At 37.4% G+C, this 12,830-nt stretch carries 15 protein-coding genes; 13 read left to right on the forward strand and 2 right to left on the reverse strand.

Going from position 1 to position 12,830, the window contains the following annotated elements:
* The first annotated feature begins 4 nt into the window (after positions 1-4).
* On the forward strand, positions 5-895 hold the full coding sequence (locus SKC36_RS08730) for a fructosamine kinase family protein (protein WP_459465620.1): 891 nt from the start codon (positions 5-7) through the stop codon (positions 893-895).
* Here SKC36_RS08730 and SKC36_RS08735 read toward each other — a convergent pair.
* Complete coding sequence (locus tag SKC36_RS08735) at positions 892-2,208, reverse strand: 4-hydroxy-3-methylbut-2-enyl diphosphate reductase (protein ID WP_459465621.1); 1,317 nt, start codon at positions 2,206-2,208, stop codon at positions 892-894. The two genes, SKC36_RS08730 and SKC36_RS08735, sit on opposite strands and share 4 nt — an antisense overlap.
* A 209-nt stretch (positions 2,209-2,417) precedes the next feature.
* Between SKC36_RS08735 and SKC36_RS08740 the strand changes: the two genes are divergently transcribed.
* Genes SKC36_RS08740 through SKC36_RS08760 form a run of 5 tightly spaced genes read left to right on the forward strand, consistent with a single transcriptional unit; the run spans position 2,418 to position 5,120 of the window.
* Entirely contained in the window at positions 2,418-3,032 is a 615-nt protein-coding gene (locus tag SKC36_RS08740) for a hypothetical protein (RefSeq protein ID WP_459465622.1), read from the forward strand.
* 17 nt (positions 3,033-3,049) lie between these two features.
* On the forward strand, positions 3,050-3,415 hold the full coding sequence (locus SKC36_RS08745; protein WP_459453961.1) for a hypothetical protein: 366 nt from the start codon (positions 3,050-3,052) through the stop codon (positions 3,413-3,415).
* 3 nt (positions 3,416-3,418) lie between these two features.
* On the forward strand, positions 3,419-4,180 hold the full coding sequence (locus tag SKC36_RS08750; RefSeq protein WP_459465623.1) for an exodeoxyribonuclease III: 762 nt from the start codon (positions 3,419-3,421) through the stop codon (positions 4,178-4,180).
* 5 nt (positions 4,181-4,185) lie between these two features.
* Complete coding sequence (locus SKC36_RS08755) at positions 4,186-4,488, forward strand: (2Fe-2S) ferredoxin domain-containing protein (protein WP_459453959.1); 303 nt, start codon at positions 4,186-4,188, stop codon at positions 4,486-4,488.
* A gap of 8 nt (positions 4,489-4,496) precedes the next feature.
* Positions 4,497-5,120: a hypothetical protein gene (locus tag SKC36_RS08760; RefSeq protein WP_459465624.1), complete on the forward strand. Its 624-nt coding sequence runs from the start codon at positions 4,497-4,499 to the stop codon at positions 5,118-5,120.
* Here SKC36_RS08760 and SKC36_RS08765 read toward each other — a convergent pair.
* On the reverse strand, positions 5,099-5,806 hold the full coding sequence (locus SKC36_RS08765; RefSeq protein ID WP_459465625.1) for a YjjG family noncanonical pyrimidine nucleotidase: 708 nt from the start codon (positions 5,804-5,806) through the stop codon (positions 5,099-5,101). The genes SKC36_RS08760 and SKC36_RS08765 overlap by 22 nt on opposite strands.
* A gap of 53 nt (positions 5,807-5,859) precedes the next feature.
* On the opposite strand from SKC36_RS08765, the gene SKC36_RS08770 reads away from it, so the two are divergent.
* The 7 genes from SKC36_RS08770 (at position 5,860) to SKC36_RS08800 (ending at position 12,798) form a co-directional block, all read left to right on the forward strand.
* The gene (locus SKC36_RS08770; protein WP_459465626.1) at positions 5,860-6,669 is read left to right on the forward strand and encodes an exonuclease domain-containing protein; all 810 of its coding nucleotides are present in this window, start codon (positions 5,860-5,862) and stop codon (positions 6,667-6,669) included.
* A gap of 105 nt (positions 6,670-6,774) precedes the next feature.
* Positions 6,775-7,104, forward strand: coding sequence for an NADH-quinone oxidoreductase subunit NuoK (gene nuoK, locus SKC36_RS08775; RefSeq protein ID WP_109324234.1), 330 nt, complete (start codon positions 6,775-6,777; stop codon positions 7,102-7,104).
* Between the two features lie 30 nt (positions 7,105-7,134).
* On the forward strand, positions 7,135-9,015 hold the full coding sequence (gene nuoL / locus SKC36_RS08780) for an NADH-quinone oxidoreductase subunit L (protein WP_459465627.1): 1,881 nt from the start codon (positions 7,135-7,137) through the stop codon (positions 9,013-9,015).
* A gap of 22 nt (positions 9,016-9,037) precedes the next feature.
* Positions 9,038-10,486, forward strand: coding sequence for a complex I subunit 4 family protein (locus SKC36_RS08785; protein WP_459465628.1), 1,449 nt, complete (start codon positions 9,038-9,040; stop codon positions 10,484-10,486).
* A 36-nt stretch (positions 10,487-10,522) separates the two neighbouring features.
* Entirely contained in the window at positions 10,523-11,920 is a 1,398-nt protein-coding gene (locus tag SKC36_RS08790; RefSeq protein ID WP_459453953.1) for an NADH-quinone oxidoreductase subunit N, read from the forward strand.
* Between the two features lie 12 nt (positions 11,921-11,932).
* Entirely contained in the window at positions 11,933-12,427 is a 495-nt protein-coding gene (locus SKC36_RS08795; protein WP_459453952.1) for a GtrA family protein, read from the forward strand.
* 128 nt (positions 12,428-12,555) lie between these two features.
* The gene (locus SKC36_RS08800) at positions 12,556-12,798 is read left to right on the forward strand and encodes a hypothetical protein (RefSeq protein WP_459453951.1); all 243 of its coding nucleotides are present in this window, start codon (positions 12,556-12,558) and stop codon (positions 12,796-12,798) included.
* Positions 12,799-12,830: the final 32 nt, after the last annotated feature.

The raw sequence follows: 12,830 nt of genomic DNA on the forward strand, positions 1-12,830 counted from the left end.
CAACATGTCGCAACAATCACAAGAACAGTATCAATTTATTGAAAGTATTCTCCGCCAAAATTTAGGTGATATCGGCAAGATGGAGGATTTTCAATTTTTCTATGGAGGAAATTTCAATTTGGCAGTTCGTGTCAAGGTTGCTCAGGGTGAATATTTCATCAAATGGAACCAAGGTGACCACCAAGGATTATTTCAAGCTGAGGCTAAAAATTTAAGCTTAATAGCCTCCACAGGCACCATTCCTGTTCCTCAAGTTTTGGGGGAGGGCCAAATGGATGAAAAAGAATACCTCGTCATGGAATGTATTCCAACAGCCGAGAAAAAAGACAATTATTGGAGTGATTTTGGAATTAAGTTAGCTCAATTACATCAGACAAATACTACTAAAGGGCATGGCTTAGACTATGATAATTTCATTGGTGCAGCCAAGCAAGTGAATAGCTGGAAAACTGATGGTGTTTCATTTTTTATTCAAAATCGTTTGAAATATCAAGTAGAAACCGCTGCCTATCATAGAAAAATTGATGGTGCTATAACGGAGGCTTTTGAAAAACTTTATGATAAAATTCCATCCATTATTCCCAATGAGCAATCAGCCTTATTGCATGGAGATTTATGGTCTGGCAATGCTATGGTTAACCAAGATGGACTAGTGAGCTTGGTGGACCCTTCTTGTTACTTTGGTTTAAGAGAAGCAGAAATAGCCTTCACTACCATGTTTGGAGGATTTGAAAAAGAATTCTACGAAGCCTACCATGAGTCATTTCCTATCCTTAAAGGCTTTCACGAACGGATACCTCTTTATAATTTGTACCCATTAATGGTACACGTTAACCTATTCGGAGAGGGATATCTTCCGGCTGTCAATAAAATTTTAGATTCATATTTGAACTAAACCTGAGTCAAAGCCCAGTTTTCTACCACTTCTTCTACATCCCGAGCATCGGGGAAAAAAGATACCAATTTTCGAAGAATTTCTTCTATAACGGCATCCGGGCAAGAAGCTCCACAAGTTAAAAGAACCCTTACTTTGGTTTTTTGAGGAATATAGCCTTGAATGAAAATCTCTTCTTTCTTTTTATTATCAAAATGAAGAATTTCTTTTTCTGAAATCAATTTTTCCGCTGATTTAATAAAATATGACGGTAACTTTTCTTGGCATAAATCCACTAAATGCGATGTATTTGAAGAATTATACCCTCCAGCAATGATCGCAAAATCAGCTTCTTCTGCAATTAAACCATAAGTAGCACTTTGATTGTCATTGGTCGCATAACACAAGGTATCTCGCGTATCCGCAAAATGGGCGGTAATTTGATGCGGCTCCAATTGATAAAAACGAATAATCTCCGCTTTTAGATACTCTACAATTTCCTGCGTATCCACCGCCAACATGGTCGTTTGATTTACCACACCAATTCGAGTTAAATCAGTAAGTGGGTCAAATCCTTGAGAATACTGACCTTCAAACTCCTCATAAAACTCTTGGGGTGTTTTTTCCTGACGGATGTAATAAGCAAGGCGTTTCGCTTGTTCTAAATCTTTGACAATAAGCGTTGGAGTAACCACCTGAGAATGGGAAAAAGTAGCCTTAGTTTCCTCATGGCTAGGCTTTCCATGCACAATTACGGTATATTTATTTTGTCCAATTTGACTTGCTCTGTTCCACACTTTTTCCACGAATGGACAAGTGGTATCGTATGCATATAAATCTATACCAATTTTATCTAAAATGGCATGAACTTCCAAGGTTGTACCAAACGCTGGAATAATGACAATATCATCCTTGGTTAAGGTATCCCATGGCACCAATTGATTTCCGTAGGTATCTTGAACAAATTTCACCCCCAATTCCAATAGGTCTGCATTGACAGCTGGGTTGTGAATCATCTCCGAAAGCAGAAAAATACGCTTCTGAGGATTATCTTCAATGATTTTGTAGGCAGTTTCTACTGCATTTTCTACCCCATAACAAAATCCAAAATGACGGGAAAGTAAAATCTCGACAGGCCCAAAATCAAGGATGGAAGGTTGAAAATTCTTTTTTAGCTTATCTCCCAAACGGCGCACCTCTTTGATCCGACTAATCAGTTCACTTTTAAATAAAGAAGGAATAGAAAAAGACTTCATTTTTTTAAAATTTCTTTTTTCGGTTCTCCCATTAATAAACCGATATTTTACGACAGATTGATCAAGATCCTCTTTCATTTGCACAACCCTTATAACTAATAATTTGATTAACAGTTTTCAAATTTACCAATTGATTTACAATTCTATCCAATAATAAAAAAATAACCACTTAATAAATCTTGTGTTAATTATTGAACTAAATCTTGGCAAATCAGTATAGTTATAATATTTTTGTAGCTGATTTTCTTCTCAACATTCCTGTTTCTACCTGTTAAGCCAAAAAAAGTATGAACAAATCTACTTCATGGAAAGTCCGATTTTGGCAGAATATTGATAAAAATCCTATTGGGGGCTTCATCTTGTCATTCGTGAAATACCCTATCAACATCTTGTATGCAGGTTTAGGAATCGTGGTCTTCATGTTCAGTTACCAATCTTCCTTTTCTGAAAAACCCGTTGAACCCGGCTATTTTGCAGGTAAAATTGTGTTCGATGATGAAAATTATCACCGAATTGAAACAAAAAATATAGAGGCCCAAGTAAAAAATGAAATGGGAAATCCTGTTTTAACTCTTACTTGTACGCAAGAAAATAGTTTGGAGTCGGTCTATCTGAAGATTTTCAAAGTCAAAGGCCCTGGGACGTATTTTATTCCTGGAGATGGGGAAATTTCCAACATTGGAAACTTGATTAAAAACTTGGATAACTACCAGGATAAAAATAATTTCTTTGAATCTAGTTTACCCAATAAAGAAGGTGTTAAGAATGGCGTTGGTCGTGTCAATATCACCAAAATCACATCGAATTACATAGAAGGCGAGTTAATTCTAATCGCTAATAACCCAAAAGGTCAGCAAGCAGTGCTTGAATCTGCTAAATTCAAAGTAGCTTTGCAGAACTAAATGTTCCTCGCTTAGCCATGGATTTTGAACCAAGCATCGTTACTTCAGAATGGAATCAAATTCTTGATTTCCTCGAAACCCAATTTAATAAAAGACCAGCGGATGTTGATTCCGTCCTTTTTTTGATAGGCGTACAAGAATTGGGCAAGGGTCATGCCACATTTAGCAAAGAACAAAAACAAGATTTAATGCACATTGCTACCTGCAAAGTCTTAAGTTTTAGTGGATTTTACACCTTAGAAGGCTTAGATGCAGATGGTTGGCCACATTGGAATTTAGTCCAGGCGGTCCCTCAAATGCCTTTAAAAGAACAGGAAATTCTTATCAAAGCTCACATCATACAGTATTTCAAATCAGAAGTATTCAGTTCAGAACAAGCCTAGCCCATGAAAATTATATCCTACAATGTCAATGGAATTAGAGCAGCCATTCAAAAAGGTTTTGTTGATTGGCTGAAAGCGGAGAGCCCGGATGTCATTTGTTTGCAAGAACTAAAAGCCGATATTGATCAGGTAGACACATCGGAGATTGAAGCATTAGGATATCAAATATTTTGGCATTCTGCACAAAAAAAAGGGTATTCGGGAGTTGCCATTTGGTCTAAAATTCCTCCCAAACAAGTCACAGTAGGTTGTGGTATTGAGAAATATGATGCCGAAGGTCGAGTTTTGAGAGCTGATTTTGAGGAATTTTCCATCATGAGTGTCTACATGCCATCTGGTTCCAGTGGAGAAGAAAGACAAGATTTTAAAATGACTTGGTTGGCCGACTTTCACCAATACATCCATCAACTAAAAACTGAAATTCCTCAACTTATTATATCAGGAGACTATAATATTTGCCATAAGGCCATTGACATCCACAATCCGAAATCGAATGCCAATAGTTCAGGATTTTTACCGGAGGAAAGGGAATGGATGGAAAATTTTATTAATTCAGGATTTGTAGATTCCTTTCGCCATATCAACCAAGAACCACACCATTATAGCTGGTGGAGTTACCGAGCTGGAGCTAGAGCTAAAAATCTAGGTTGGCGTATTGATTATCATTTAGTTAGTGAATCCTTGCGAGATCGAATTTCGTATGCTCAAATATTACCCGAAGTAAAACATTCAGACCACTGTCCGGTGGTTATACATTTAAATTAATAACTATGCATTTCGAAAAACACGTATTTATTTGCACCAATGATAAACCAGCCCCTAAAAAATGTTGCAGTTCAGAACATGGCATGGCCTTAGTAGAAGCCTTCAAAGCCAAATGGGCAGAATCGGGAAGTGATAAAAAAATCAGAATCCAAAAAGCCGGATGTTTAGACTTCTGCGGTAAAGGTCCTAGCATGGTCGTATATCCAGAAGGGGTATTTTATGGTAATGTACAAATAGAAGACGTAGCTGAAATTACTGAAAAGCACTTATTAGGAAACGAGATTGTATCTCGACTTGAAATTGGATAAATTGCATTATGCTGTATCGTTTATACCCTACCCTACTCAATTCTTACGCATTATATTTAAATCAATCCCGAGATGGGAACGGCAAGATCATTGTTGATGAAATCGAGATGATTGAACGTATTAATCGGGTTAAAAAACCAACAACAGCTGCGCAAAAAAAAGGCGTAGATTTTGAAAGAGCTGTGACCTTAGGAGAAGGAGAGGAATTATTTCAAGAAGGCGTTATCGACAAAGCGAGGGAGTTATTACCCAACAAATATAAAACTCAGTTTTATGTAGAATCTCGTTATAAAAATGCCATGATTTATGGTTATGTCGATGGCGTAGGAGAAAAAACGGCCTTTGATTTAAAAAGTACATCCTTTTATGAACCTGGACGTTTTACCAAAAATCATCAAAATCTGTACTTATTAGGCCTTCAGAAATACGGAATTGAGCAGTTGGATTATGTTATAACCGACTTCAAAGATGTCTATGTAGAATCGTATCCATTGCAATCCGTAGATTTCAACCCATTATATCAGCAAATTGAGAGCTTTATTTCCTTTTTAGAAGAAAACAAAAAATTCATTCGAGATAAAAAGATATTTGACCGGAAGGCCAATGACAATCAATTATCCCTGTTCGAATAAAGTTCCAAGTGATTTTTTACGTGCTTTAAATCAGAGATTTGCCAAATGGCTTCGGAAGCATCCGCCAAATTATAATGGATAGCAGGTATCCCTGCTTGATTGGCCCCGTGAATGTCGGCATGCCAATTATCCCCAACCATCAGCGCTTCATGAGCTAAACAGTTCGCACGTTGAAGTGCATGTTCAAAAAAGGCCGTTTCAGGCTTTTTGGCTCCTACCCCTTGAGAGGTAATTAACTCCTTGAAATGATGACCTAAACCAGAAGAGGCAACTTTAATATGTTGTATATCTTCGAAGCCATTCGTTAAAATATACAAAGGATAATGGGGAGATAATGCTTCGATTAATTCCTTGGCCCCATCCATCAAATGGGTTTTACGGGGCGTTCTATATAAAAATTGTTCCGAAAACTCCTCCGATGGACCTTGCACCTCAATAGCTTCAAAAAACCGCAAAAAACGAGATTCTCTTAATTCACTTTGAGAAATCAAGCCTTGTTGGTAGTCGTCCCACAAGTCGGTATTGATTTTTTGATAGGTATCCCAAATAGCTGAAACAGATAAGGGACTTTGTTTATTTAAACCATATTCCTCAATTAAATCAAGAATTACTTCTTGAGAATTTCGATCATGATCCCATAAAGTATGGTCCCAATCAAAAAAAATGGCTTTAGGCTGAAATATCATCCAACAAAGGTAATAATCATTTACCTTTGCGAAGCCTTTATGAGCAATATACTATGGAGCATCAACTGAAATTAACCAAACCGCTTGCCTTCTTTGATTTAGAAACAACCGGAATACAGGTACAAAAAGATCGAATCGTGGAGATTTCCATAGCTAAAGCTAACATAGATGGCACGGTCGACATCAAAACAAGACGTGTAAATCCAGGTATTCCCATTCCATTGGAAGCTTCTTTGGTTCATGGTATTTATGATGAGGATGTCAAAGACGAACCCAATTTCAAGCAAATTGCTAAATCCATGGCGCAGTTTTTAGAAGGCTGCGACTTAGCTGGTTTTAATTCTAACCGGTTTGATGTACCCATGTTGGTTGAGGAATTTCTACGCAGTGATGTGGATTTTGATACAAAAAACCGCCGTTTGGTTGATGCACAACGTATATTTCACATGATGGAACCGCGCAATTTAACTGCAGCATACAAGTTTTATTGCCAAAAAGATTTGATCGGTGCTCACGGTGCGGAAGCGGATGTCCTAGCTACTTTGGAAGTATTAAATGCTCAAGTAAAGCATTATAAAAATACAGCGATGAAAGATGCGGAGGGAAATGAATATTACCCGATTCAGAATGATGTGGCTGTTTTACATCAGCTTAGTGCTTCCAATTCCATTGATTTTGCGAACCGAATGGTGTATAATAAAGACCAAGTAGCCGTATTTAACTTTGGCAAATACATTGGAAGACCCATTGCCGATGTTTTGAAAACCGATCCTTCCTATTATGATTGGATGATGAAAGGTGATTTCCCGATGGATACCAAACGAAAATTAACTGAAATTAAATTAAAAGGTTTTCAGCGTTAGACCCCCAGATAATTTCTATTTTGTCAGTTTATTTCCTATTTTTGCCCCGCATAAAAGCATTCGATTGAATAGGCAATTTGTTTATTTGACCATTACATTTTTACCATGCAGTCCATACCAGAAATAATACGTACCATTCCATTGACAAATTACATCATGCTGAGTTCAGCATTATTTTGCATAGGAATATTAGGCGTACTTACTCGCCGAAATGCCATCATCGTATTTATGGCGATAGAATTGATGCTCAATGCCGTAAATTTATTGCTGGCAGCATTTTCATCGTATTATTCAGATCCTTCTGGACAAATTTTTGTCTTTTTTATTATGGCCGTAGCTGCTGCTGAGGTAGCGGTAGGATTGGCGATTATCGTTATGATTTATCGTAACATTCAAAGCATCGATATTGGTGTGCTTAATAAGTTAAAAAATTAATTTCAGCACAATTTCATCGCATATTCGACTATGTCATTACTTCTATTAATTCCTCTTTTACCACTGATTGGTTTTGCCATCAATGGTTTGGCTTATCCGAAATTATCGAAATCAATCGCTGGAATCGTGGGAACCATCCCTCCTTTGGTGGCATTTGTAATTTCACTTCAGCTATTTTTAAATTTTGATGGTCAGACACAAATTATTCAATTAGCCGATTGGATTAAAGTAGCTGATTTAAGCATTCCATTTGCTTTTCAAATCGATGCTTTATCCATCATGATGTTATTAGTGATTACAGGAGTAGGCACACTCATTCATCTGTATTCCATGGGCTATATGGCACATGATGCTGGTTTTGGCAAATTTTTCTCCTTTTTAAATCTCTTTATCTTCTTCATGTTGATTTTGGTTTTAGGTGCCAATTTCACCGTATTATTCATTGGTTGGGAAGGGGTAGGTTTGTGTTCTTATCTATTAATCGGATTTTGGAATCAAAAGAATAGTTATGGAGATGCCGCTAGAAAAGCCTTCATAATGAATAGAATAGGCGATTTAGGCTTTTTGCTAGGTATATTTTTATTGATTCAAGAATTTGGCACAACCGACTATCAAACGATTTTCTCTACCATAAAAGACGGAACTGAGGTGGGTAACATAGGCTTAATTGCTTTCTGTTTATTTATTGGTGCCATGGGTAAATCCGCACAAATCCCATTGTTTACTTGGCTACCCGATGCCATGGCGGGTCCAACACCTGTTTCTGCCTTGATACATGCGGCTACAATGGTGACTGCAGGTATTTATATGGTGATTCGCGCTAATGCCTTATTTGAATTAAGCCCTGAAGTTTTACATTTTGTAGGCTGGATAGGATTAGCCACAGCTTTATTAGGAGCTGCGATTGGTTTATTCCAAAATGACATCAAAAAAGTATTGGCCTATTCAACCGTTTCTCAATTAGGTTACATGTTCATGGGTTTAGGCGCCTCTGCTTACACTGCATCTTTCTTTCATGTCATGACACATGCTTTTTTCAAGGCATTGTTATTCTTAGGAGCTGGTTCTGTTATTCATGCCATGTCAGATGAGCAGGATATTCGTAAAATGGGTGGCTTGAAAAGTAAAATGCCTATCACTTACATTACCTTTCTTCTAGGCACAATTGCCATATCAGGTATTCCTCCATTTGCAGGTTTCTTTTCCAAAGATGAAATATTAGCTGCCTTATATCACCATGATTTTGCGATGTGGTGCTTAGCCATATTAGGTTCAGCCTTAACTTCTTTCTACATGTTCCGTGTGTTTATCTTGACGTTCTGGGGAGACTTTAGAGGAACAGAAAAGCAAGCGCATCATTTGCATGAGTCACCTTGGAGCATGACTTTCCCGTTAATCATTTTAGCAGTATTTTCCGTAGGTGGAGGATTAATCAATTTACCTCATTTTGCGGGTGGAAATGAATTTTTAGCTCATTGGTTAGCTCCCATTTTACCTGAGCCACATGTAGCTGGCGAAGTATCTTTCTTTAGTTTAGAAATGGGTGCTCCCTTGTTGGCCGCATTCCTGCCTGCTATGTTAGCCATCTATTATTTTGGAATTCAAAAAGCTGTACCTGGAAATGACGAATCCATTCAAGGTATCCAGAAAATCATTTATCGTAAATTTTACATAGATGAGTTGTACGATATCCTATTTGTTCGTCCTATCCAAGTATTATCTAATTTCTTTGCCCAGGTTATTGATTTCTTAGTGATTGATTTAATCGTGGAGGGTGTAGGTAAAACAGTTAAAACAGCGTCTGATGAAATTAGAAGAGCCCAAACTGGAAATGTAGGTTACTATATTTTTATGATGGTCGTATCCATTGCGCTTATCCTAGTTTTAACACTTCGCTCACGAATATTATAATTCATCTTTGAAATAATAAGGTATGTCTTTACTATTTATACTTTTTTTCCCACTTGTGATAGGCGCCATTCTTTTGGTAGCCAAGCCTAAACAAGCATTCATTATCTCGCTGGCAGCATCTATCATTGAGTTAGTCGCAACCATCTTAGTATTGAAAGATGCCGCTGCAACTGAAAATGGTTTGGTTTTCACTAAACCCTGGATAGAGGAAGCAGGCATTTCTTTCTCCCTTTGGGTTGACGGTGTGAATGGAATTTTAATAGGTCTTTGCGCGCTGATGGTCCCCTTCATTGTGGCCACTACAGCCAATTCGGATAAGGCCAATAATACACAATACCAAGGATTAATGCTTGCTATGCAAACTGCCTTGATGGGAGCATTTTTGGCTAAAGATGCCTTTTTGTTCTACTTTTTCTTTGAAGCCTCTTTATTACCCATTTATTTCTTGGCTGCCATTTATGGAGGTGAAAACAAAAATGTGATCACGTTCAAATTCTTTGTTTACACCTTATTTGGATCCTTATTTTTATTGATTGGCTTAATTTATGTGTATTTAGCTACTCCGGGAAGTCATTCATCTGACATTGAAACCTTGTATCAAACTGCCACCATGCTGCCTGAGCATATTCAAGGTAATTTATTTCTTGCCTTTTTTATTGCTTTTGCCATCAAAATGCCCATTTTCCCATTTCATACCTGGCAACCTGACACATACACGGTAGCACCGACCCAGGCCACCATGCTTCTTTCGGGAATCATGTTAAAAATGGGTACCTATGGTTTAATTCGTTTGGTTTTGCCCATGTTCCCTTTGGGCATCATTACATGGGGTAATACAGCTATCATCCTTTCTGTGATCGGAATCATTTATGGCTCCATCATTGCGATTCAACAAAAAGATGCCAAACGTTTATTGGCTTACTCATCCTTTGCTCACGTTGGTCTTATGTCTGCTGGTATTTTGAGTCAAAGCGTGGAAGGTATTCAAGGAGCATTATACCAAATGTTATCCCATGGTATCAACATCGTAGGTTTGTTCTTCATCATTGAAATTATCGAAAGAAGGACAAAATCAAGGGAAATTGCTCAGTTAGGCGGTATCACTCAATTCTCATATGTATTGACGGTGGCCTTCGTCATCCTAAGTTTAGGGTCAGTAGCCTTACCATTAACCAATGGTTTCATTGGAGAATTTTTACTTTTGAAAAGCGTATTTGATCATGACATGATCATAGGTATTGTAGCAGGAATCACCATTATTTTAGGTGCTGTTTATACATTGCGTCTGATTCAAAAGACAATGTTTGGTAACTTTTCTCGCATCACAAAAGATTTTGAAGATTTAAGTGCGGCAGAGAAATGGGTTTTAATTCCGCTTTGTGCCTTGGTCATTATAGGTGGTGTTCACCCAACATGGATTTTAAATTTTACTGAACCAGGTGTTCAGGCTTTGGTTTCAATATTAAAATAGAAACCCGAAAATACTTAAACAGCATCGCATAAAATTATGACGGCTATCATTGCTTTATCTCTTTTTGGAATTAGTAATTTATTCTTGGGATTTTGGTTCCCTAGAAAAACGATACAATTGGTAACCCTCTTATTCTTAGTGGTTTCCATGGCTTTGACTGTTTCCGACTGGAATCATGAATTATTGTGGTTTGGAAATATGTTCCGCACGACCAACACGTCCATTAATTTTAGTCTCATCATACAATTAGCCGCCTTTTTTGTAGTAGCATTTTCTAAAGCATTTGGGCAAGATGATGAACATACTCATCCTGCAGAATATTATGCCATTATGCTATTTTCTGTAGTAGGGGCCATTTTAATGGTATCATTCGATCACATGATTGTCTTGTTTGTGGGTTTAGAAATCTTATCGGTAGCCATGTATGTGTTAACAGGTAGCGACAAGAGAAACCTTCGCTCGAATGAAGCTGCGATTAAGTATTTCTTAATGGGTTCATTTACCACGGGTATCCTACTTTTTGGTATTACCTTGGTTTACGGGGCTACTCGTTCTTTTTATATTTCAAACATAGGGACAATTCTTACCAGCACTGCTCCTGAGTCCATGCCAACCTTTTTGTTCATTGGAGTTTTATTAATTATCGTAGGATTATTGTTTAAAGTATCAGCGGCACCTTTCCACTTTTGGACTCCCGATGTTTACGAAGGAGCTCCAACCATTTTCACCATGTTTATGTCGACCATCGTGAAAACAGCTAGCTTTGCGGCGCTATTTCACCTGGTTTCAGGCATCTTCGGAAGTTTATATACCGTCTGGGTACTACCCGTATATTTCATCAGTATGCTAACGCTGGTCGTAGGAAATATTTCGGCAGTTTATCAGCAGAGTGTGAAAAGAATGCTAGCATTCTCCAGTATCTCTCATGCTGGTTACTTGTTATTAACAGTAAGTTCTAAGCAAATCAGTACCACTTCCAGTATCTTATACTATTCATTATCTTATACATTGGCAACTGTGGTGGCCTTTGCTGTATTAATTTTAGTATCGGAATACCAAAGTGCCCGCGTAGAGAAACCAGAAAATTTCAGTTCATTTGAAGGCCTTGCTAAAAACAATCCAGGCTTAGCTTTATGCTTCAGCATTTCGATGCTTTCTTTAGCAGGTATACCTTTAACGGCTGGTTTCTGGGGTAAATTTTTCATTTTCTCTGACACCTTTAGTAGAAATATCATTTACCCTGTCATCTTAGCCATCCTGATGTCAGCAGTCGGTATTTACTACTATTTCAAAGGAATCATAGCTGTATATTTGAAGGCTGGAGAAATAGAAAAAATTGAAGTTCCTGCTCTATTCAAAGTAGCGCTTTGGGCTTGCACACTTGGTACTATCATATTAGGAGTTTACCCTAGTCTAGTCAAAAGCGTTTTCTAATCATTAGCCATTTTGAGCAAATCGAACTCTAAACTATTTAATAAAAAAGACCTATTAGCCTATTTCCTTATTGCGGGAACTGGGGCTGTAGTACAACTAATATCTGGCGGATTGATCAAAGATTGGTTTAAAGTAAGTTACGAAGAATCCATTTTACCCGCTTATTACATTTCATTAGTCGTTGGATTTATTCTGACAAAACTATTTGCCTTTAATGCCCGCCAGTCGCAGCAAACAAGGAGGGAAATGATTAAATTCTTAATGGTTGCGTCTTTTTCTGGTTTTGTCACTTGGTTCTTTAGTGTATTGCCCTATCGCGCTTTACATGGAATCATGAATGATTTTTATTGGCAAATACCTTATTCAGTTAAAAAAATCAACCTCACTCAAGTACTTACTACCACCAACGGTATGGGCTTTAGTTTTGTGTCTAACTACGTTTTGCACAAATCTTTTACTTTTAAAAGTAGTGGTTTTTATGACCGATTTAAGGATTTAATCCGCTAAAGATCCATTAATTTTAGAATTCCTTAAGAATTACTTAATATTTTTAAGTTCTAAAAACGGCCAATATATCCTCTTAATAAGGTTTTTTGAAAAAACCTTGACCAATACTTAAAAATTTCTTAAAATTTTTGTCAAAATTATTGGTAGATACAAATCAATCCATTAGTTTTGTAACTCAAACCTTAAATATCAAAAAAATGAAAAAAGTATTCGCTCTAGCTTTCGTTGCTGCAATGGTAACTTTGGCATCTTGTGGTGAGAAAAAAACTGAAGCTGCTGCTGATTCTGTAGCTGTTGATACTGCTGCTGCTGCTGCTGTTGATACTGCTGCTGCTGACACTGCTGCTGCTGACACTGCTGCTAAGAAATAATTTCTAAGCAAAAGAGAGAAAGGTCCTTCGCA

The sequence above is a fragment of the Aquirufa sp. OSTEICH-129A genome (assembly GCF_054558355.1).

Bases quoted from the DNA above. Each gene is read 5' to 3' on its own strand.
- SKC36_RS08755 (WP_459453959.1), top strand. From the start codon at position 4,186: ATGCATTTCGAAAAACACGTATTTATTTGCACCAATGATAAACCAGCC.
- SKC36_RS08750 (WP_459465623.1), top strand. From the start codon at position 3,419: ATGAAAATTATATCCTACAATGTCAATGGAATTAGAGCAGCCATTCAA.
- SKC36_RS08785 (WP_459465628.1), top strand. From the start codon at position 9,038: ATGTCTTTACTATTTATACTTTTTTTCCCACTTGTGATAGGCGCCATT.
- SKC36_RS08745 (WP_459453961.1), top strand. From the start codon at position 3,050: ATGGATTTTGAACCAAGCATCGTTACTTCAGAATGGAATCAAATTCTT.
- SKC36_RS08790 (WP_459453953.1), top strand. From the start codon at position 10,523: ATGACGGCTATCATTGCTTTATCTCTTTTTGGAATTAGTAATTTATTC.
- SKC36_RS08735 (WP_459465621.1), bottom strand. From the start codon at position 2,208: ATGAAAGAGGATCTTGATCAATCTGTCGTAAAATATCGGTTTATTAAT.
- SKC36_RS08770 (WP_459465626.1), top strand. From the start codon at position 5,860: ATGGAGCATCAACTGAAATTAACCAAACCGCTTGCCTTCTTTGATTTA.
- SKC36_RS08765 (WP_459465625.1), bottom strand. From the start codon at position 5,806: ATGATATTTCAGCCTAAAGCCATTTTTTTTGATTGGGACCATACTTTA.
- SKC36_RS08730 (WP_459465620.1), top strand. From the start codon at position 5: ATGTCGCAACAATCACAAGAACAGTATCAATTTATTGAAAGTATTCTC.
- nuoK (WP_109324234.1), top strand. From the start codon at position 6,775: ATGCAGTCCATACCAGAAATAATACGTACCATTCCATTGACAAATTAC.
- SKC36_RS08740 (WP_459465622.1), top strand. From the start codon at position 2,418: ATGAACAAATCTACTTCATGGAAAGTCCGATTTTGGCAGAATATTGAT.
- SKC36_RS08760 (WP_459465624.1), top strand. From the start codon at position 4,497: ATGCTGTATCGTTTATACCCTACCCTACTCAATTCTTACGCATTATAT.
- nuoL (WP_459465627.1), top strand. From the start codon at position 7,135: ATGTCATTACTTCTATTAATTCCTCTTTTACCACTGATTGGTTTTGCC.